At 75.8% G+C, this 19383-nt stretch carries 20 protein-coding genes; 7 read left to right on the top strand and 13 right to left on the bottom strand.

The features are described from left to right. Window positions 1–21: 21 nt before the first annotated feature. Together ACI796_RS21980 and ACI796_RS21975 are read left to right on the top strand one after the other, a co-directional pair. Window positions 22–498: a hypothetical protein gene (locus ACI796_RS21980; RefSeq protein WP_456943342.1), complete on the top strand. Its 477-nt coding sequence runs from the start codon at window positions 22–24 to the stop codon at window positions 496–498. A 12-nt stretch (window positions 499–510) separates the two neighbouring features. Continuing rightward, window positions 511–969 (top strand): ferritin-like domain-containing protein, encoded by a 459-nt coding sequence (locus ACI796_RS21975; protein WP_456943341.1) that lies wholly within the window; start codon window positions 511–513, stop codon window positions 967–969. Here the strand turns inward: ACI796_RS21975 and ACI796_RS21970 are convergent. The 5 genes from ACI796_RS21970 to dxr all read right to left on the bottom strand — a co-directional run bounded on the left by ACI796_RS21970 (window position 966) and on the right by dxr (window position 7648). After that, window positions 966–2861 carry a penicillin-binding transpeptidase domain-containing protein gene (locus ACI796_RS21970; protein WP_456943340.1) on the bottom strand — a complete coding sequence of 632 codons (1896 nt, stop codon included), beginning with the start codon at window positions 2859–2861 and terminating at the stop codon, window positions 966–968. The genes ACI796_RS21975 and ACI796_RS21970 overlap by 4 nt on opposite strands. 112 nt (window positions 2862–2973) lie before the next feature. Then, entirely contained in the window at window positions 2974–3825 is an 852-nt protein-coding gene (locus ACI796_RS21965) for a GNAT family N-acetyltransferase (RefSeq protein ID WP_456943339.1), read from the bottom strand. Window positions 3826–3859: 34 nt separating this feature from the next. After that, window positions 3860–5020 (bottom strand): flavodoxin-dependent (E)-4-hydroxy-3-methylbut-2-enyl-diphosphate synthase, encoded by a 1161-nt coding sequence (ispG, locus tag ACI796_RS21960; protein WP_456943338.1) that lies wholly within the window; start codon window positions 5018–5020, stop codon window positions 3860–3862. Window positions 5021–5060: 40 nt separating this feature from the next. After that, the gene (locus ACI796_RS21955) at window positions 5061–6422 is read right to left on the bottom strand and encodes a M50 family metallopeptidase (RefSeq protein WP_456943359.1); all 1362 of its coding nucleotides are present in this window, start codon (window positions 6420–6422) and stop codon (window positions 5061–5063) included. 23 nt (window positions 6423–6445) lie between these two features. Then, a complete protein-coding gene (gene dxr, locus ACI796_RS21950; protein ID WP_456943337.1) occupies window positions 6446–7648 on the bottom strand; it encodes a 1-deoxy-D-xylulose-5-phosphate reductoisomerase in 1203 nt (400 codons plus the stop codon). Between the two features lie 86 nt (window positions 7649–7734). Here dxr and ACI796_RS21945 point away from each other — a divergent pair, with 86 nt between their 5' ends. Continuing rightward, entirely contained in the window at window positions 7735–8055 is a 321-nt protein-coding gene (locus tag ACI796_RS21945) for a DUF2631 domain-containing protein (protein WP_456943336.1), read from the top strand. Between the two features lie 83 nt (window positions 8056–8138). Here the strand turns inward: ACI796_RS21945 and ACI796_RS21940 are convergent, their stop codons facing one another. The 3 genes from ACI796_RS21940 to ACI796_RS21930 form a co-directional block, all read right to left on the bottom strand. Further along, window positions 8139–8855 carry a VIT1/CCC1 transporter family protein gene (locus ACI796_RS21940; RefSeq protein WP_456943335.1) on the bottom strand — a complete coding sequence of 239 codons (717 nt, stop codon included), beginning with the start codon at window positions 8853–8855 and terminating at the stop codon, window positions 8139–8141. 16 nt (window positions 8856–8871) lie between these two features. Then, window positions 8872–10059 (bottom strand): 23S rRNA (adenine(2503)-C(2))-methyltransferase RlmN, encoded by a 1188-nt coding sequence (gene rlmN / locus ACI796_RS21935; protein WP_456943334.1) that lies wholly within the window; start codon window positions 10057–10059, stop codon window positions 8872–8874. A 62-nt stretch (window positions 10060–10121) separates the two neighbouring features. Further along, complete coding sequence (locus ACI796_RS21930; RefSeq protein ID WP_456943333.1) at window positions 10122–11258, bottom strand: hypothetical protein; 1137 nt, start codon at window positions 11256–11258, stop codon at window positions 10122–10124. A gap of 126 nt (window positions 11259–11384) precedes the next feature. Here ACI796_RS21930 and ACI796_RS21925 point away from each other — a divergent pair, with 126 nt between their 5' ends. From ACI796_RS21925 to ACI796_RS21915, 3 genes are read left to right on the top strand one after another with little or no spacing between them, the layout of a single operon-like run. Further along, window positions 11385–12023, top strand: coding sequence for a TrmH family RNA methyltransferase (locus ACI796_RS21925; protein ID WP_456943332.1), 639 nt, complete (start codon window positions 11385–11387; stop codon window positions 12021–12023). A gap of 32 nt (window positions 12024–12055) precedes the next feature. Beyond that, on the top strand, window positions 12056–12820 hold the full coding sequence (locus ACI796_RS21920; protein ID WP_456943331.1) for a polyphosphate kinase 2 family protein: 765 nt from the start codon (window positions 12056–12058) through the stop codon (window positions 12818–12820). Beyond that, on the top strand, window positions 12817–13947 hold the full coding sequence (locus ACI796_RS21915) for a GNAT family N-acetyltransferase (protein WP_456943330.1): 1131 nt from the start codon (window positions 12817–12819) through the stop codon (window positions 13945–13947). Before ACI796_RS21920 ends, ACI796_RS21915 begins: the two co-directional genes overlap by 4 nt. Here ACI796_RS21915 and ACI796_RS21910 read toward each other — a convergent pair. From ACI796_RS21910 to rpsB, 5 genes are all read right to left on the bottom strand, one after another. Beyond that, the gene (locus ACI796_RS21910; protein WP_456943329.1) at window positions 13911–15101 is read right to left on the bottom strand and encodes a phosphatidate cytidylyltransferase; all 1191 of its coding nucleotides are present in this window, start codon (window positions 15099–15101) and stop codon (window positions 13911–13913) included. The genes ACI796_RS21915 and ACI796_RS21910 overlap by 37 nt on opposite strands. A 20-nt stretch (window positions 15102–15121) precedes the next feature. Then, window positions 15122–15679, bottom strand: a complete 558-nt coding sequence (frr, locus tag ACI796_RS21905) for a ribosome recycling factor (protein ID WP_456943328.1) — start codon at window positions 15677–15679, stop codon at window positions 15122–15124. Between the two features lie 71 nt (window positions 15680–15750). Further along, window positions 15751–16539: a UMP kinase gene (gene pyrH / locus ACI796_RS21900; RefSeq protein WP_456943327.1), complete on the bottom strand. Its 789-nt coding sequence runs from the start codon at window positions 16537–16539 to the stop codon at window positions 15751–15753. 171 nt (window positions 16540–16710) lie between these two features. Next, window positions 16711–17526, bottom strand: a complete 816-nt coding sequence (gene tsf, locus ACI796_RS21895) for a translation elongation factor Ts (protein ID WP_456929899.1) — start codon at window positions 17524–17526, stop codon at window positions 16711–16713. A 92-nt stretch (window positions 17527–17618) separates the two neighbouring features. Beyond that, a complete protein-coding gene (rpsB, locus tag ACI796_RS21890) occupies window positions 17619–18539 on the bottom strand; it encodes a 30S ribosomal protein S2 (protein ID WP_456943326.1) in 921 nt (306 codons plus the stop codon). A gap of 301 nt (window positions 18540–18840) precedes the next feature. On the opposite strand from rpsB, the gene ACI796_RS21885 reads away from it, so the two are divergent. Then, a complete protein-coding gene (locus tag ACI796_RS21885; RefSeq protein WP_456943325.1) occupies window positions 18841–19344 on the top strand; it encodes a peptidoglycan DD-metalloendopeptidase family protein in 504 nt (167 codons plus the stop codon). Window positions 19345–19383 lie beyond the last annotated feature (39 nt).

Genomic DNA, 19383 nt, shown 5'->3' with positions numbered 1-19383 from the left:
CTCCTGGGAGACTGGCGGGCGATGTCCGTCTCCCCTCCGCCCGCCGGGTTCCCGCGCCGCCGCCTGCTCGCGGGCACGGCCGGGCTGGCGCTGCTGCTGGCCGGCTGCACCTCCGGCGACTCCGGGGAGGCGGCCCGGGAGACGGCGGCGCAGGAGGACCGGCTGGCCGGTCAGGTCGCCGTCCAGGAGGCGGTGGTGGCCGCCTACGACGCGGCGGCCGTCGCGGACCCCGCGTTCGGCGGCACGGTCGCCGACCTGAGCGGCCAGGCGCAGGAGCAGCTGGCGCGACTGCGGGCGGCGGCGCCGGGGGCGACGCCGTCGTCCTCGGCCCCGTCGGCGCCGCCCGCGGGCGGGGACCTGCGCGCGTGGCTGCGCGAGCAGGTGGGCGCCGCGGCCGTCGCGCACGCGGCCGCCTGCGTGGAGGCCTCGGGTGCGGGGGCCGCGCTGCTGGGGTCGATCGCGGCGGGGCTGCGCGGGCACGCCGCCGCGCTGGCGTGAGGGAGGCCGCAGGTGGCTGAGGACGGGACCGCCGGGGGCGCGGAGGACACCGCGCTGCGCGAGGTGGTGGCCGCCGAGCACGCGGCGGTGTGGGGGTACGGCGTCGTCGGGGCCGCGCTGCCGCCGGACGGCCGGACGCCCGCCGCCGACGCCGAGCAGGCCCACCGGGACGCCCGCGACCGCCTGGCGGGGCTGCTCGACGAGCGCGACGCCGACCCGGTGCCCGCCGAGGCGGGCTACGAGCTGCCCTTCCCGGTGCTCTCGCCGGTCGACGCCGCGGCCCTGGCGGTCGTGCTGGAGGACGGCGTGTCCGCGGCCTGGGTGGCGCTGCTCGACGCGGCGGAGGAGCCCGAGGTCCGGCAGCTCGCCGTCGACTCCCTGGGCGCCGCCGAGGAGCGCGCGGTGGCCTGGCGCGCCGCGGCCGGCCGCACCCCGGTGACGTCGGCCCTGCCGGGCCTGCCCGAGGGCTAGCCCAGCGCGCCGAGGAAGGCGTCGGTGACGGCGACGGCGGCGCTGCTGGACTGCCCGCCCTCGACCAGCACCGCGAACGCGACGTCGCCCTGCGGGCCGCCGATCCGGTAGCCGGTGAACCAGCCGTGCGCGTCCGGTGGGGTGTTGCTGCCGAACTCGGCGGTGCCGGTCTTGCCGTAGACCTCGCCGCGGTCGGCCAGCGCCTGCGCGGTCCCGGTCAGCACGACCTGGCGCATCATCGGCCGCAGCTGGTCGAGCACGGCCTGGCCCGGACCGGCCGGCGCGGGGCCCGCCGGGTCGGCGCCGACCACCTCGACCGGCGCGGCCGGGGTGCCGCTGGCGACGCCCGCGGCCACGAGCGCCATCTGCGCCGGGCTCACGAGCACCTGGCCCTGGCCGATCGCGTCGGCGGCCTTCGTGGTGCCGGTGGCGTCGGCCGGGACGCTGCCGCTGAACACCTCGACCGGCAGCTGCCAGTCGCTGCCCACCCCGTAGGCGGCGGCCGCCGCGGCCAGGGCGTCGTCGGGCAGCTGCAGGCCGGCCTCGATGAAGGTGGTGTTGCAGGACTGCGCGAACGCCTCGGTGAACGGCACGGTGCCGAGGTCGAACTGGTCCTGGTTCTCGAACTCGCGGCCCTCGACGACCGTCGTCCCGGGGCAGGCGACCGGGGTGTCGGGGGTCAGCGCGCCCGCGGACAGCAGCGCCGTCGCCGTGATCGTCTTCATGCTCGAGCCCGGCGGGTACTGCCCGGTCAGGGCGTTGCCGGCCGCCGCGGCCTCGTTGGAGGAGACGGCCAGGACCTCCCCCGTGCCGGGCCGGACGACGACGAGGTGGGTCGGCAACGGCTGGGTGGCGACGGCGCCGTCGGCGGCGTCCTGCAGCGCGCGGACCAGCGGCGTCCGGACCGGCTCGCCGGGGACGGGGTCGACGGCGCCGACCTGCCGGCCGGCGTCGCCGGTGGACTCGTCGGTGCTCACCACGGAGACGGTGAAGCCCGGGGTGCCGGTGAGCTGCTCCTGGTAGGCGCGCTGCAGGCCGGAGAGGCCGAGCTGGTCCCCCGCGGCGTACACGGCGCCGTCGTCCCCGGTGGTCTCCTCGAGCACCTCGGCGGTGGCCGCGCCGATCCGGCCGAGCAGCGCGGAGGCGAACCGGGGCGACGGCGCGAGCAGCCGCGTCTCCGTGGGGAAGACGGCGCCGGGCAGGTCGAAGACCTGGGCGCGGATGGCCTCGAAGTCCGGCCGCCGCAGGGTGATGACGGGGACGAACTGGCCGGCCGGGGCGGCCTGGACGTCGGCGGTGATCTCCTCGGCGGGCACGTCGGTGGCCGCCGACAGCGCGGCGGCCAGCGACGGCAGGTCGGTGACCTGGCCGGTGTCGACGCCGACGTTGACGACCTCGGTCGGGGTGAACAGCGGCTGGCCGGCGGCGTCGGTGATCGCCGCGCGCTCGGGCAACGACCGGGTCAGTTGCAGGCGCTGGCCCTCCCCCAGCTCGGGGTGCACGAGGGTCGGCTCGGCGACCACCTGCCAGGCGTCCTCCCCCTCCCGCAGCTCGAGGGTGGCCTCGTAGGTCCAGTCGGGGGCCGCGGCGAGGTCCCAGGTGGCCGTCCAGCCGGCGGTGGCGGTGCCGTCCTCGACGGTGACGTCGCCGAGCTCGGCGCCGAGGGTCGCGTCGGGCAGGTCGGTGGCGGTCTGCTCGAGCAGCGCGGTGGCGGCTCCGGGGTCGGTGGTGGCGCCGGCCGCGGCGTCGGTGTCGCCGCCGGCCCAGTCGTCGAGGAAGGCCTGCGCGGCGGCGCGGACGTCGTCCTCGGAGCTGCCGGAGCAGGCGGCGAGGACCGGTGCGGAGAGGAGGGTGAGGACCGTGCCGAGGACCGCCGCGCGTCGTGCTGCCACGACGGGACACCCTCTCAGACCGGAGTGACGTTCCGGTGGTGACGTGCTGGAACGGCCTCCCCGCAGGGGCCCGTCACGAGCGTGCGAGTGACGGGGGCGGGGAGGTCCTCCGTCAGAAGAGGACGCTGGCGTAGCGGCCGACCTCGCGGAACCCGACCCGGCGGTACACCGCGCGGGCGGGGGCGTTGTAGTCGTTGACGTAGAGGCTGACCACCGGGGCGATCATGGTGCGCGCGTACTCGACGACGGCGGCCATCCCGGCGGCGCCGATGCCGCGGCCGCGCATCTCGGGGGCGGTCCACACGCCCTGCACCTGGCAGGCCGCCCGCGACACCGCGCCGATCTCGGCCTTGAACAGCACCCGGCCGTCCTCGATCCAGGCCAGCGACTGGCCGGCGCGGACGAGGTCTTCGACGCGTGCCCGGTAGCCGACGCCGCCGTCGGTCCGCAGCGGGCTGACGCCGACCTCCTCGGTGAACATGGCCACCGCCGCGGGCAGCAGCACGTCGACCTCGCGCGGGCGCACCGGCCGGACCCGCGGCTCGGGGGCGATCGCCGGCGGGCCCTCGATGGCCAGGAGCGGCTGCCGGGGCCGGTGGTCGCGGCACGGGCCCCACACGGGCTCGAGCAGCTCCCACAGCGGGTCGACGGCCGTGGCCGGCCCGACGATCGTCGAGCAGCGGCGGCCGGCCCGGCGGGCGCGCTCGGCGAACGCCTCCGCCGCGGCCTGCTCGGCGCCGGGGACGGCGAACGGGATCAGGTTGGCCCCGGCCAGGCAGACGGCGTCGAGGCTGCGGCCGGTGCCCATCCCCCACAGCGGCGCCCCGAGGGTCGACGGCGCGGTGCCGGCCACCTCCACGCGCCCGGCCAGGACGCAGGCCCCGACCGGGTCGGAGGCCAGCAGCCGGCGGACGGCCGGCTCGTCGGTCTCGTCGAGGACGCGGGCGGTCGGCGAGCGGAGCACGGATCTGACCCGGGAGGACGGACGGTGCGGCGGGTCAGCTGACGGTGACGACGGGCGGGCCGGAGGGCGTGCCGGCGTCGACCTGCTCGCCGGCGATGCGCATGGCCTCCTCGATGAGCGTCTCGACGATCTGCGACTCGGGGACGGTCTTGACGACCTGGCCCTTGACGAAGATCTGCCCCTTGCCGTTGCCCGACGCCACGCCGAGGTCGGCCTCGCGGGCCTCGCCGGGACCGTTGACGACGCAGCCCATGACGGCGACCCGCAGCGGCACCTCGAGCCCGTCGAGGCCGGCGGTCACCTCGTTCGCCAGTTTGTAGACGTCGACCTGCGCGCGGCCGCACGAGGGGCAGCTGACGATCTCCAGGCCGCGCTGGCGCAGGTTCAGCGACTCCAGGATCTGGGTGCCGACCTTGACCTCCTCGACCGGCGGCGCCGAGAGCGAGACGCGGATGGTGTCGCCGATGCCCTGGGACAGCAGCGCGCCGAACGCGACGGCGGACTTGATCGTCCCCTGGAACGCGGGCCCGGCCTCGGTGACGCCGAGGTGCAGCGGGTAGTCGCACTGCGCGGCCAGCAGCTCGTAGGCGCGCACCATGACCACCGGGTCGTTGTGCTTGACCGAGATCTTGATGTCGCGGAAGTCGTGCTCCTCGAACAGCGAGCACTCCCACAGCGCCGACTCGACCAGCGCCTCCGGTGTGGCCTTCCCGTACTTGGCCAGCAGCCGCTTGTCGAGCGAGCCGGCGTTCACGCCGATGCGGATCGGGATGCCGGCGTCCTTGGCCGCCTTGGCGATCTCGCCGACCCGGTCGTCGAACTTCTTGATGTTGCCGGGGTTGACGCGCACCGCGGCGCAGCCGGCGTCGATCGCGGCGAACACGTAGCGCGGCTGGAAGTGGATGTCGGCGATGACCGGGATCTGCGACTTCTTCGCGATCGCCGGCAGCGCCTCGGCGTCGTCGGTGTCCGGGACGGCCACGCGCACGATCTGGCAGCCCGAGGCGGTCAGCTCGGCGATCTGCTGCAGCGTCGCGTTGACGTCCGCGGTCTTCGTCGTCGTCATCGACTGCACGCTGACCGGGTGGTCGCTGCCGACCCCCACGTTCCCGACCATCAGCTGGCGGGTCTTGCGCCGGGGCGCGAGGACGGGCGGGGGCGCAGCGGGCATGCCGAGGCCGACGACGGTGGACATGCCCCGAGTATCCCCGTTCCGCGCAGGTCGGTGCCGACGCCTACCGGAGTGTGATCGGGTTGACCACGTCGGCGATGAGCAGCAGCCCCGACAGCGCGATGAACAGCCCCGCGACGACGTAGGCGACCGGCATGAGCCGGGCGATGTCGAACGGGCCGGGGTCGGGCCGGCCGCGCCAGCGGGCGACCACCGAGCGGGCCTTCTCGTACAGCGCCCCGGCCACGTGCCCGCCGTCGAGCGGGTAGATCGGCAGCAGGTTGAACAGGAACAGCACGAGGTTGACGCTGGCCAGCAGGCCGAGGAAGAAGCTCAGCTTCTCGGCGCCGCTGAACTCCTGGATGGCGAAGACCTCCCCGGAGATCCGGCCGACGCCGACGACGCCGATCGGGCCGTTCGCGTCGCGCTCCTCGCCGAGGAAGGCGGCGCGGAACAGCTGCGGGACCCGCTCGGGGATCTCCACCAGCCGCTGCACCGACTGGGACACGACCATGCCGAAGTAGCCGGGCAGGTCGGACACCGACTGGCGGGCGAAGCCGAACACCGGGCTGACGCCGAGGTAGCCGGCGGTCATCGTGCCCTCGCCGTCGTCGGTGGCGACCACGTTCTCGATCGGGGTGACGGTGAGCTCCCGGCTCTGCCCGTCGCGCTCGACGGTGAGGGTCAGCGGCTCCCCCGCCGAGCCGCGGATCGCCTGCTGCACCGTGGTCCAGCTGTCGTAGCCGGTCGGGTCGAGCGACCGGCCGTCGATCGCGACGATCGTGTCGCCCGGCCGCAGCCCGGCCTGGGCGGCGGGGCTGGCCACCGGCGTCGCGCACCCGGGGGCGCCCTCCTCGCAGACCTGCCCGGCGTCGGCGCCGCTGGTGACGATCGGGATCCGGCACACGTCGCGGCCCTGCTCGTCGGCGACGGCGATGCTCTCCGCGCCGGCGGGGACGACGCAGGCGGGGACGGTGTCGAGCTGGGTGGTGATGACGTTGGTGCCGATCGCGGTGAGCGTGATCGCGAAGAACACGACCGCGAGCACCAGGTTGTGGAACGGCCCGGCGAACATGACGACCACGCGCTGCCACCAGGGCTTGGCGTAGAAGACCCGGCCGGCGTCGCTGGGCCGGACGTCGTCGAGGGCCTGGCCGCGCACCTCGGCGATGAACGTCCGCATGCGGGTGGCGCGCTTGCTCTCGCCCTCCTCGGCCGGCGGGATCATGCCGACGATGCGGATGTAGCCGCCGAGCGGGACGGCCTTGATGCCGTACTCGGTCTCGCCGCGCGTCCGGGAGAACACCGTCGGGCCGAAGCCGACCATGAACTGCGGCACGCGCATGCCGAACTTCCGCGCCCAGTAGAAGTGGCCGTACTCGTGGAAGCCGATGCTGAACAGCAGGCCGACCGCGAACGCGACGATCCCGAGGACCGTCAGGAGGATGCTCAGCTCGGGCCTCCGGCGAGAGCGGCGCGGGCGTGCTGCCGGGCCCAGCGCTCCGCGGCCAGCACGTCGTCCACGCAGGTGGGGGCGCCGAGGTCCGGCGCGGCGTCGAGGGTACGCGCGACCAGGCCGACGACGTCCGGGAAACGCAGCCGTCCGGCGAGGAAGGCGGCGACCGCCTCCTCGTTGGCCGCGTTGTACAGCGCCGGGACGACGCCGCCGGCCTCACCCGACGCGCGCGCGAGGCGCACCGCCGGGAACGCGTCGGCGTCCAGCGGCGCGAACTCCCAGGTGCTCGCCGTCGACCAGTCCAGCGCCGGCTGCACGTGCGGCAGCCGGTCGGGCCAGGCCAGCGCCAGCGCGATCGGCAGCCGCATGTCCGGCGGGCTGGCCTGGGCGATCGTCGCGCCGTCGGAGAAGGTGACCATCGAGTGCACGATCGACTGCGGGTGCACCACGACGTCGATGTCGGCGTAGGGCACGCCGAACAGCAGGTGCGCCTCGATCAGCTCCAGGCCCTTGTTGACCAGCGTGGCCGAGTTGACCGTGACCACCGGGCCCATGGCCCAGGTGGGGTGCGCCAGCGCCTGCTCGACGGTGACGTCGGCGAGGTCGGCGGCGCTGCGCCCGCGGAACGGGCCGCCGCTGGCGGTGAGCACCAGCCGGGCGACCTCGCCGCGCGCGCCGCCGCGCAGGCACTGCGCCAGCGCCGAGTGCTCGGAGTCGACCGGCACCAGCTGGCCGGGCGCGGCCGCGGCGGTGACCAGGTCCCCGCCGGCGACCAGGGACTCCTTGTTGGCCAGCGCGACGACGTTGCCGGCCCGCAGCGCGGCGAGCGTGGGCCCCAGCCCGATCGAGCCGGTGATCCCGTTGAGGACGACGTCGGCGGGGCGGGCGGCGAGCTCCTCGGCGGCGCGCGGCCCGGCGAGGATCTCCGGCAGCGCGTACTCGCCCCGCGCCCAGCCCCGCTGGGAGGCCGCCGCGTAGAAGGCCAGCTGCAGGTCCTGGGCGGCCGTCGCGCGGGCCACCGCCACCGTGCGGACACCGAGGGTCAGCGCCTGCTCGGCCAGCCGGGCGACGTCGCCCCCGCCGGCGGCCAGCGCGGTGATCCGCAGCCGGCCGGGGTTCTGCTCGGCGACCGCGATCGCCTGCCGGCCGATCGACCCGGTCGAGCCCAGCACGGTGACCTCGCGCGGCTCGCTCATGAGCGGCATCCTCCCCGACGCGCGGGGCGACCCGCCCACCCCACCTCGACCGGTGACCCGACGGAGGGGCTGGCAGGATGAGGGGCGTGAGCGAGCACTCCGGCCCCGGGGTCCGTCAGGACAACCCGTTGACCACGCGCGTCAACCAGCCCAACCGCGAGGAGGGCGTCGTCCGTGCCGGGGAGCACCCGGTCGAGGAGGAGCGGCCCGAGGACTGGGGCTGGCACGCCCGCAGCGGCAAGTGGGCGCAGATCGCCGGCTGGCTGACCGTGCTGGTCATGCTGTCCTACACGTGGGGCAACCACGAGGGCCGCATGGAGGACCTGTGGCTGTTCGGCATCGCCGCCGGCCTGGTCGTGGTGCTGCTCTGGGACCTGCACCGCAAGCGCACCGCCTGGCGCAGGTAGCCCGCACCGACACCCGACGCCCGATCCGGCTCCCGCCGGGTCGGGCGTCGTCGTTCGGGGGTCGTCGTTCCGGGGTCGCTGTCTCAGGTGGCCGCGACGCCGATCGCCGCGCCGATGGCGTACGTCGCTCCCGCCGCGAGCGCGCCGAAGAGCAGCTGCCGCAGGGCCGCCGACCACCAGGACCGCGGGGTGAAGCGCGAGGACAGCGCCCCGGCCGCGGCCAGGCCCACCGCGCCGCAGACCAGCGCCGCGGCGAGGACCGAGAACCCGAGCAGGTAGGGCAGCAGCGGGATCACCGCGCCGGTGGCGAAGGTGAGGAACGAGGAGACCGCCGCGGTCCACGGCGAGGGCTTGTCGGCCGGGTTCAGGCCGAGCTCGGCGACCACGTGCAGCCGCAGCGCCGTGTCGGGGTCGCGGTGCAGCTGGACGGCGACCCGCTCGGCGAGGTCGGCGTCGACGCCCCGCACCCGCAGCATCTCCACCAGCTCGGCGAGCTCGCCCTGGGGGTTGCGCGCGAGCTCGCGGCGCTCCTTCTCCACCTCGAGGTCGAGCTGCTCGTTCTGCGTGCTGACCGAGGTGTACTCCCCCAGCGCCATCGAGATCGCGCCGGCGACCAGGCTGGCGACGCCGGAGAGCACGATCGCGTGCGACGAGGCACCGCCACCGCCGACGCCCGCGACCAGGGCGGTGTTGGTCACCAGCCCGTCCATCGCACCGAAGACGGCGGCCCGCAGCCACCCACCCGAGACGTCGGCGTGGCTGTGCTCGTGCGCCTCGGCGGTCGGGACCTCGGCGCTCACACGGCGGCCCCGGTGCTCACGCGTCCGCCTCGGCCCCGAGCTCGACCGGCGGCTCCAGCGCCGGGACCGGCGTGGCCACGGTCGGCACGCCCACCCCGTCGTCAGCAGCGCGGTCGGCCGCGGCGAGCTGGCCACAGGCGCCGTCGATGTCCTGGCCGCGGGTGTCGCGGACCGTCGTCGGCACCCCGTGCGCGCGCAGCCGCGCCACGAACTCCCGCTGGGCGGGCAGCGGGCTGGCGTCCCAGGGGCTGCCCGGCGTGGGGTTGAGCGGGATGAGGTTGACGTGCGCGAGCCGCTTCGCCAGCAGCCGGCCGAGCAGGTCGGCGCGCTCGGGCTGGTCGTTCACGTCGCGGATGAGCGCGTACTCCACCGAGTAGCGGCGTCCGGTGCGCGCGGCGTAGGCGTCGGCTGCGTCGACGACCTCGGCCACCTTGTACCGGGTGTTGATGGGCACGAGCGTGTCGCGCAGCTCGTCGTCGGGAGCGTGCAGGCTCACCGCGAGGGTGACACCCAGGCCCTCCTCGGTCAGCCGCCGGATCGCCGGCACCAGGCCCACCGTGGAGACGGTGACCGACCGCTGCGACAGGCCCAGCCCCCACGGCGCGGAGGTGAGCAGCGCGTCCAGCGTGCGGCGGACCCGGGCGTAGTTGGCCAGCGGCTCGCCCATGCCCATGAAGACGACGTTGGACAGCCGCCCCGGCCCGCCGGGGATCTCCCCCGACGCCATGGCCGCGGCGGCGGCGACCGCCTGGCCGATGATCTCGGCGGCCGACAGGTTGCGGGTCAGCCCGTTCTGGCCGGTGGCGCAGAAGGGGCAGGCCATGCCGCAGCCGGCCTGGCTGGAGATGCAGACGGTGGCCCGGTCGGGGTAGCGCATGAGCACGCTCTCGACCAGCGCGCCGTCGTGCAGCCGCCACAGCGTCTTGCGGGTGCGCCCGCCGTCGGCCGACTGGTGGCGCACGGGCGTGAGCAGGCCCGGCAGCAGCGCCCCGGACAGCGTCTCGCGCACCGCGGCGGGCAGGTCGGTCATCTGCGCCGGGTCGGTGGTGCCGCGGAAGAAGTGCCGGGCGAGCTGGTCGGCGCGGAACGCCGGCTGCCCGAGCCCGGCGACGGCGGCGCGCGCCTCCTCGCGGGTGAGGTCGGCGAGGTGGCGCGGCGGCTTGCCCCGGCGGGGGGCGTCGAGGACGAGCGGCAGGGCAGTCATGACCGGTCCATCGTCCCACCCCTCCGCCGGGCGTGGGCCGCCGCGCGGGTGAGGTCGCTCGCTCAGGGCTCCCCTGTGTCCGTCGACCCGGCGGTGGGCACCGGGGACCCGGGGACCGGCACGGGGCTCGGCACGGGGCTGGGTCCGAGGACCGGCGTGGTGGTCGCGTCGCCGCCGTCCGGGTCCGTCTGCGGGCTCTCCGTCGGCGTCGAGGGTGGCGCAGGCGACGGGCTGGAGGTCGACGGCGTCGGTGACGCCGTGGTCTCACCGTCCTCGACCGGCCCGGTCGGCGTGGGCGTGACCTCGGTGGTCGTCGGGGCCGGATCCGTCACCACGGCCGTCGGCTCGGCGGGCGGCGGCACCGGGACGGGGTCCGGCGTCGCCGACGGGACGGGGGCGACGACCGTGGGCAGCGGCGCGTCCGGGACCGTCACCGGGGAGGGCGTCGCGTGCGTCTCGACCGGGGCCAGGACGGGGTCCGTCCGCGGCGCGGACGTGGTCGGCGCGGGCACGCTGCTCGTCGGGGCCAGGGGGACGACGCCGGCGACGGCGGACGGCCGCGGCACCGGGACGGCCCGGGTCGGCGCCGCGACGGCCGGCGGCGGCGTGGACTGCACGGCCGCCGTCGGGACCGGGCCGGACGAGGCACCCGCCAGCAGGACCGCACCGGTGACGCCGCAGGCGGCGAGCACGCCCAGCGCCACGGCGACGCCGACCCGGCGCCGGGGCCGCACCCGCGGGCGGACGACGACCCGCGGCACCACGACCTCGGTCATCGCCGGGACCGCCGGCCCGCCGTCCCCGGCGCCGCTCCCCTCCGGGGCGGCCTCCCCGGCAGCGGCGCCGTCCGGGACCTCGACCACCGGCGGACCGTCGTCCGGGACCTCGTCGTCCAGGACCTCGACCACCGGCACCTCGACCACCGGCACCTCGACCACCGGCACCTCGTCGACCGAAGCCTCGTCCACCGAAGCCTCGCCCACCGGGACTCCACCGCTCGGCGCCTCGTCCTCGGGGGCGTCGTCCTCGGGGGCGTCCTCGGGGGCGTCCTCGGGGGCGTCGTCCTCGGGGGCGCCGTCCTCGTCGGCCGCCTCGGGGTCGGGCTCGTTCACCCAGCCGGGCAGCCACTCCCCCCACAGCTCGACCGGGGACCCGGTCTCCTCGGGGTCACCGGGGTCGCCGTCCTGCCGCGCCGTCATCCCACCTCGCTGTCACTCACGGTAATCCAACACTCACCCCGTGGAGTGGTCATCGTGCCCGACCGACCCGGCGCGGTGCCGGAGGCGCGGCCGGGCGGCGCAGTGCGGCCCGCTAGCGTCGGCCGGGTGTCCGAGGCCGAGCGCGCACCCGCCCCGCTCGACACGGTCGGCGTCGGCCCGTGGGAGGGGCCGTGGCCGGAGGACCCGCGCTACGACCCCGAACTGCTCGCGCACGGCGACCGGCGCAACGTCGTCGACCGGTACCGCTACTGGACCGTCGAGGCGATCGTCGCCGACCTCGACCCGCGCCGGCACGGCTTCCACGTCGCCATCGAGAACTGGCGGCACGACCTGAACATCGGGACGGTCGTGCGCACGGCCAACGCCTTCCTCGCCGCGGAGGTGCACGTCGTCGGCCGGAAGCGGTGGAACCGCCGGGGCGCGATGGTCACCGACCGGTACCTGACCGTGCGGCACCACCCCGACGCCGCCGCGCTCGGCGCCTGGGCGCGGGAGCGGGGGGTGCCGGTGCTCGCCGTCGACAACCTCCCCGGCGCCCGGCCGATCGAGACCGCCGTCCTCCCCCGGGCCTGCGTGCTGCTGTTCGGGCAGGAGGGCACCGGGCTGTCGGAGGAGGCGCGAGCGGTGGCCGACGACGTCCTGTCCATCGCCCAGTTCGGCTCCACCCGCTCGGTCAACGCGGGCGTCGCCGCGGGGATCGCCATGCACGCCTGGATCCGCCAGCACGCGCAGCTGCCGACCTGACAGCCCGGCCCGCGTACGCCACTCTCTGCGGGGTGGGCCGACTCGACGACGTGGACCTCACCCTCCGGCTGGGCAAGCGCGAGGCCAAGGAACAGCTGGCCGCCGCGCAGCAGCGCCTGGTGCACCTGCGGCTGTTCCTCGGCGGGCAGCTGGGCACCCCGCTCGGGCCGCCGGTCTGCGTGCTGTTCGAGGGGTGGGACGCCTCGGGCAAGGGCGGCGCGATCAAGCGGCTGGTCGACGAGCTGGACCCCCGGCACGTCCGGGTGGCCCAGTTCGCCGCCCCCACCCCGACCGAGAAGCGGCACCACTTCCTCTGGCGGTTCTGGCCCGTGCTGCCCGGCTGGGGCGGCATGGCCGTCCTCGACCGCACCTGGTACGGCCGGGTGCTGGTCGAGCGGGTGGAGGGGTTCGCCAGCGAGGAGGCGTGGCAGCGGGCCTACGGCGAGATCGTGGACCTCGAGACGACCCTGGCCGCCGAGGGCATGGTCCTGGTCAAGTTCTGGCTGCACGTCTCGCCCGAGGAGCAGCTGCGCCGCTTCGAGTCCCGCGCGGACGACCCCTACCGCGCGTGGAAGCTCACCGACGAGGACTGGCGCAACCGGGAGAAGCGCGCGGCCTACGAGGCCGCCGTCGAGGAGATGCTCGAGCGCACCGACCACCCGGCGGGCCGGTGGACGCTGGTCGCCGGCGACGACAAGCGGTGGGCGCGGGTGGCCGTCGTCCGCGCCGTCTGCGAGGCGATCGAGCAGGCGCTGGCCGCGCGCGGGATCGACCCCGACGAGACACCGGGGGCATGAGCGTCCTCGTCCACCTGTGCGCCCCGGCCGACTGGCGCGCGGCGCTGTCCGCCGGCTCGCTGCCGCCCGCCGGGGCGCCGTTCGTGCACCTGTCGCGCCCCGAGCAGGTGCACCTGCCGGCCGCGCGGCTGTTCCCGGGCCGCCGGGACCTGGTGCTGCTGGTCGTCGACCCCGCGCGCCTGACCGACCCGGTGGTCGAGGAGCCCGGTGTCGCCACCGACCCGGCGGGCACGCGCTTCCCGCACCTGTACGGCCCCCTCCCGACGGCGGCGGTGGTCGCGGTCGTGCCGTACCGCCCGCCGGTGCCGCCGGTCCTGCCCGCGCCGGACGACGCGCGGGGCCGGGCGCTGGCGCACGGGCTGTCGCTGCGGACCCGGCGGGCCGCCGAGGTGCGCGACGTCCCCGGCGGGGTCGCCGTCCTCGACCCGCGCTTCGCGCACTCCCGCGACGACAACCGGCTGGTGCTCGACGACCCGGTCGACGCCGCGACGGTGGCGCGGGCCGCCGGCGAGGTCGCGGCGGACGCGGGCTGGCCGGCCCGGGCGGCGCTGCTGCGCTGGCCCGGTGCCGGCGCGGTCGCCGGCGAGCTGGCCGCGGCCGGCTGGGAGGCCGGGGAGCTGCTGCTCATGGCCCGTCCCGCCACCCCGGGCCTGCCCGGCGCCGAGCGGGCGGAGGTGGTCGCGCAGGAGGAGGTGCACCCGCTGTGGGAGGCGGGGTGGCGGCGCGACCTGGCCGGGATCCCCGACCTCGACGAGGTGGTCGCCCACCTGGTGGGCCGCGAGTCCCGCAACGACCGGGTCGTCGCGGTCAGCGACGTCGTCGTGCGGGAGGGCGGCCGGGTCGTGGCGGCCGGGCAGCTGCGGGTCGACGGCGCGACCGCGGCGGTCGAGTCGGTGATGACCGAGCCCGCCGCCCGCGGGCGCGGCCATGCCGACGCCGTCCTCGCCCGGCTGCTGGAGCTGGCCGCGGGCGCCGGTTGCGACCTCGTCGTCCTCGAGGCCGACGCCGGCGACTGGCCGCGCCACTGGTACGCCCGCCGCGGCTTCACCGTGGCCGGGTCCACGTGGGAGGTGAGCGCTCCCTGGCCGGCTCAGCCGGGCGGCGCGACCCAGGACAGCAGCAGGTAGGCCACCGCCGCCGAGGGCAGCAGGCTGTCGAGCCGGTCCATGATCCCGCCGTGGCCGGGCAGCAGGTTCCCCATGTCCTTGATGCCGAGGTCGCGCTTGATCAGCGACTCGCCGAGGTCGCCCACCGTCGCGGAGACCGCGAGCGCGACGCCGACGAGCGCGCCGCCCCACCACGGGCCGTCCAGGGCGAGCACGACGATCGGCGTGGCGACGGCGACGCAGGCCACCACCGACCCGGCCATGCCCTCCCACGACTTCTTCGGGCTCACCGACGGCGCCATGGGGTGCCGGCCGAACAGCACGCCCGCGGTGTAGCCGCCGACGTCGTTGGCGACCACGGTGGCGATGAACGCGAGCACCCGCGCGACGCCGTCGTCGGGGACGAGCAGCAGGACCGCGAAGCCGGCCAGCAGCGGCACGTACAGGGTGACCAGCACGCCGGCGGCGGCGTCGCGGCGGTAGTCCTCGGGACCGTCGCCGAGCCGCCAGAGCAGCACCGAGACGACGGTGAGGAGGAAGCCGACGACGAGGCCGTCGGGGCCGCGGGTCCAGGCCAGCACCAGCATCGCGACGGCGCCGACCAGCACCGGGGCGAGCGGCGGCCGGGCGCCGCCGGCCTCGAGCGCGCGGACCAGCTCGACGATGCCGACGAGGATCGCCGCGACGACGACCAGCAGGAACGCCGGCCGGTGGACCAGCAGCGAGGCGAGGATGACCGCGCCGAGGCCCAGGCCCACGCCGACGGCGGCGACCAGGTCGCGCCCGGCCCGGCCGCCCTTCCGCTCCTCCGGTGCGGCTGCGGCGGCGTCGTCGGAAGCGGCGTCGTCGGAAGCGGTGTCGTCGGAAGCGGTGTCGACGGAAGCGGCGTCGTCCGAAGCGGTGTCGTCGGAAGCGGTGTCGTCGGAAGCGGTGTCGCGGCCGCCCGGCGCGCCGGGGACCGGCGGGAGGGCGATCCCGGCGGCCGGGACGGCCATCTCCTGGGTGCCCGGGGTGGTGGCCCCCGGGGCCGTCGCGATCGGGCTGGTCGGCGGGGCCGCCGGCCGCAGCGGGCCGGGCGGTGGGGGCGGCGGCGAGGGACGCCGGACCACGGGGATCGGCCCGGTGTCGGCGTCCCCGGACGGGCCGGCCCCGGCGGCGTCGGGACGGGAGGTCATGGCAGGGGGGGGCGAGCGGCTCAGACCTCGAGCAGCTCGGCCTCCTTGTTCTTCACGGCCTCGTCGATGGCCGCGACGTGCTGGGCGGTGAGGTCGTCGAGCTCCTTCTCCGCGCGGCGCACGTCGTCCTCGCCGGCCTCGCCGTCCTTGGCGATCCGGTCGAGCTCCTCCTTGCTGCGGCGGCGCACGTTGCGGATGGCGACCTTGGCGTCCTCGCCCTTGGACCGGGCCTGCTTGACCAGGTCGCGGCGGCGCTCCTCGGTCAGCTGCGGGAAGACCACGCGGATGATCTGCCCGTCGTTGGTCGGGTTCACGCCCAGGTCGCTGTCGCGGATGGCCTTCTCGATGGCCGACAGCTGGCTGTTGTCGTAGGGCTTGATGACCGCCATGCGCGCCTCGGGCACCGTGATCGACGACATCTGCGGCACCGGGGTCGGGGCGCCGTAGTAGTCGACCAGGACCTTGTTGAACATCGAGGGCGCCGCGCGGCCGGTGCGCACCGAGCCGAGGTCCTCCCGCGCGACCGACAGGGCCTTGTCCATCCGCTCCTCGGCGTCGAGCAGGGTGTCGTCGATCACGGTCTCTCCTCCTGCGGCGGGATCGTCCCCGCCGTCGTCCTGCGGTGCGGCGTGCGCGTCTCGGCGCCCGCTCAGCTGATCAGCGTCCCGATCCTCTCACCTGCCACCGCCCGGGCGATGTTGCCGTTCTCCAGCAGGTTGAAGACCACGATCGGCATCTGGTTGTCCATGCACAGGCTGATCGCGGTGGCGTCGGCGACCTTGAGCTGGTCGGCGAGGACCGTGGCGTAGTCCAGCTCGTCGTACATGGTCGCCGCGGGGTTGGTGCGCGGGTCGTCGTCGTAGACGCCGTCGACGCCGTTCTTGGCCATGAGCAGCACCTGGCAGCCGATCTCCAGCGCGCGCTGCGCGGCGACGGTGTCGGTGGAGAAGTACGGCATGCCGGCGCCGGCGCCGAAGATGACCAGCCGGCCCTTCTCCAGGTGCCGGACGGCCTTGCGCGGGATGTAGGGCTCGGCGACCTGGCCCATGGTGATCGCCGTCTGCACCCGGGTCTCCAGGCCCACCTGCTCGCAGAACGCCTGCAGCGCCAGGCAGTTCATCACCGTGCCGAGCATGCCCATGTAGTCGGCGTGCCGGCGGTCCATGCCCGCCTGCGACAGCTCGGCGCCGCGGAAGAAGTTGCCCCCGCCGACGACGACGGCGACCTGCGTGCCGCCGTGGACGACCTCGGCCAGCTGGGTGGCGATGTCGTGGACGATGTCCGAGTCGACGCCGACGTTGCCGCCGCCGAAGGCCTCACCGGAGAGCTTGAGCAGCACCCGCTGGTAGCCGGCGCCGTCGGCCGGCTGGAAGGCGCTCGGGGCCGAGAGCGGCGGGTGGAGTGCCTCGGTCGTCTGCGTCGTGGCGGTCTCGGTCAACGGCTCTTCCCTCGCTCGACGTCGTTCTTCGTGATCCTGACAGAGTGCCCGGCGCTCGCCAGCCGGGCCCGGGCACCAGAAGGACCCCGCTGCCCCCCACGCCTCGCACCTTCGGCGCGGGCCCCTGCAGCGGGGCCGGACGGGGACAACGGGGTCCTTCTGTGCGGCTCGTCAGGCCTGGCCGACCTCGAAGCGGGCGAACCGCTGCACGGTCAGGCCGGCCTCGTCGATGACCTGCTTCACCGTGCGCTTGGGCTCGGTGATCGACGGCTGCTCGAGCAGGACGAAGTCCTTGTAGTAGGCGTTGACCCGGCCCTCGACGATCTTGACGATCGCCTGCTCGGGCTTGCCCTCCTCCTTGGCCGTCTGCTCGGCGACCCGGCGCTCGGTCTCGACGGCCTCCGCGGGGACCTCCTCGCGGGACAGGAAGCGCGGGCGGGCGGCGGCGATGTGCATCGCCAGGGCCCGCGCGGCCTCCTCGTCGCCCCCCTGGTACTGGACGGCGACGCCGATGGCCGGGGGCAGGTCGGTGGCCCGCTTGTGCAGGTAGACCGCGGTCGGGCCCTCGAAGGTGGCGAAGCGGGAGAGGACGAGCTTCTCGCCGATGCGGGCGGACTCGGCCTCGATGAGCTTGGCGACGGTCTGGCCGTCGACCTCGGTCGCCATGAGCGCGTCGAGGTCGGCCGGCGACTGCTCGAGGACGATCTCGATGAGCCGCTCGGCCAGCGCGACGAAGTCGGCGTTCTTGGCGACGAAGTCGGTCTCGCAGTCGAGCTCGAGCAGTGCGCCGTGCTTGCTGACGACGATGCCGTTGGTCGTGGAGCGCTCGAGGCGCTTGCCGACGTCCTTGGCCCCCTTGATGCGCAGCAGCTCGATGGCCTTGTCGTACTCGCCGTCGGCCTCGGTCAGGGCCTTCTTGGCGTCCATCATGCCGGCGCCGGTGGCGTCGCGGAGGCGCTTGACGTCGGCAGCGGTGAAGGCGGGCATGTCACTTCCTCACGGGTCTGGAGTGGGTGGTGCGGACGTGCCACGGCGCCGCTGCCCGGCCCGGCGGGGGCTGGGCGGCGGCGCCGGCGGGGTCAGCCGTTCTGGGCGCCCTGGGTACCGGTGGAGGTGTCACCGGTGGCGGGCACGCCCGCGACGGGGGCGACCTCGTCGGCCGTGACGGCCGGCGGGGCCGCCGGGGTCTCCGGGAGCTGGGTGGCGCCGTCGGCCTGGCCGGTCAGCAGCTCGCGCTCCCAGTCCGGCAGCGGCTCGTCGCCACCGATGGCCTGCTCGCCGCCGTCCTCGCGGCCGGCGTTGGCCTGCGAGGCCGAGCGGGCCATGAGGCCGTCGGCGACGGCGTCGGCGATCACGCGGGTCAGGACGTTGATGGCGCGGATCGCGTCGTCGTTGCCCGGGATCTTGTAGTCGACCTCGTCGGGGTCGCAGTTGGTGTCGAGGATCGCGACGACCGGGATGCCCAGCTTGCGGGCCTCGCCGACGGCGATGTGCTCCTTCTTGGTGTCCACGATCCAGATGGCGCTGGGCACCTTCTGCATGTCGCGGATGCCGCCGAGGCTGCGCTCGAGCTTGGCCTTCTCGCGGGTCAGGCCCAGCTGCTCCTTCTTGGACAGGCCGGCCATGACGCCGGTCTGCTCCATGTCCTCGAGCTCCTTGAGCCGCTGGAGCCGCTTGTGGACGGTGGAGAAGTTGGTGAGCATGCCGCCCAGCCAGCGCTGGTTGACGTAGGGCATGCCGACGCGCTGCGCCTGCTCGGCGACGACCTCCTGCGCCTGGCGCTTGGTGCCGACGAACAGGATCGTGCCGCCGTGCGAGACGGTCTGCTTGACGAACTCGTAGGCCGAGTCGATGTACCCGAGCGTCTGCTGCAGGTCGATGATGTAGATGCCGTTGCGCTCGGTGAAGATGAAGCGCTTCATCTTCGGGTTCCAGCGACGGGTCTGGTGCCCGAAGTGGACGCCGCTGTCGAGCAGCTGCTTCATGCTGACGACTGCCATGGGGGCGCAGCCTCTCGTGCTCGCGCGCGGCCGCCCGGCGGCCGCGCTCCTCGGTTGACGCGGGCACCGGGTGGTGTCCCGCCCTGGCGTCCCGCGGCGCCACCGACCCGGGTGGACCGGGACCGAGGTGGGGCTGCCCCGCCGTGCTGGCGGGTGGAGGACGCGCGGAGTCGACCCGCGCAGACGGGTCGCACCGGACAGCATACGCGCCGGACGGGGCCGCCCCTCCCCCGCGTCCGGGCCGTCCACAGGTGCGCGGCCGGGGACCCGCGACCGTCCGCCGGCCGCGAGCCTCGACGGCGTGCCCGCCCGCCCGCTGCTCGCGCTCCTGCTGGTCTGCGCCGCCGTGCTCGGGCCGGCGCCCGCCGTCGCGGAGCCGGCCGCCCCGGTCGCCGCCGCCTGGACCGCACCGCTCGGCGGGCCGCCGGTCGTGACCCGGCCGTTCGCTCCCCCGCCCTCGACCTACGGTCCCGGGCACCGCGGCGCCGACCTGGCCGGTGCTCCCGGGGACGTCGTGGTGGCGGCCGGGGACGGCGTCGTCGTGTTCGCCGGGCGGGTGGCGGGCCGGCCGGTGGTCAGCGTCGACCACGCGGACGGGCTGCGGACCACCTACGAGCCGGTCGACCCCGCCGTCGCCGCCGGGCAGCGGGTCGCGCGCGGTTCCCCGCTGGGGACGCTGGCCACCGGGCACGCCGGCTGCCCGGCCGCGGCCTGCCTGCACTGGGGCCTGCGCCGCGGCGAGGCGTACCTGGACCCGCTGTCGCTGCTGCGCCCGCCGCGGGTCCGCCTGCTGCCGCCGGGCTGAGCGCGGCCCGCCCCGGCCGCCCGGTGCGGGCGGCCGGGG

Source organism: Geodermatophilus sp. SYSU D00525, from assembly GCF_054050475.1.
This window is presented reverse-complemented; position numbering and strand designations above follow the sequence as displayed.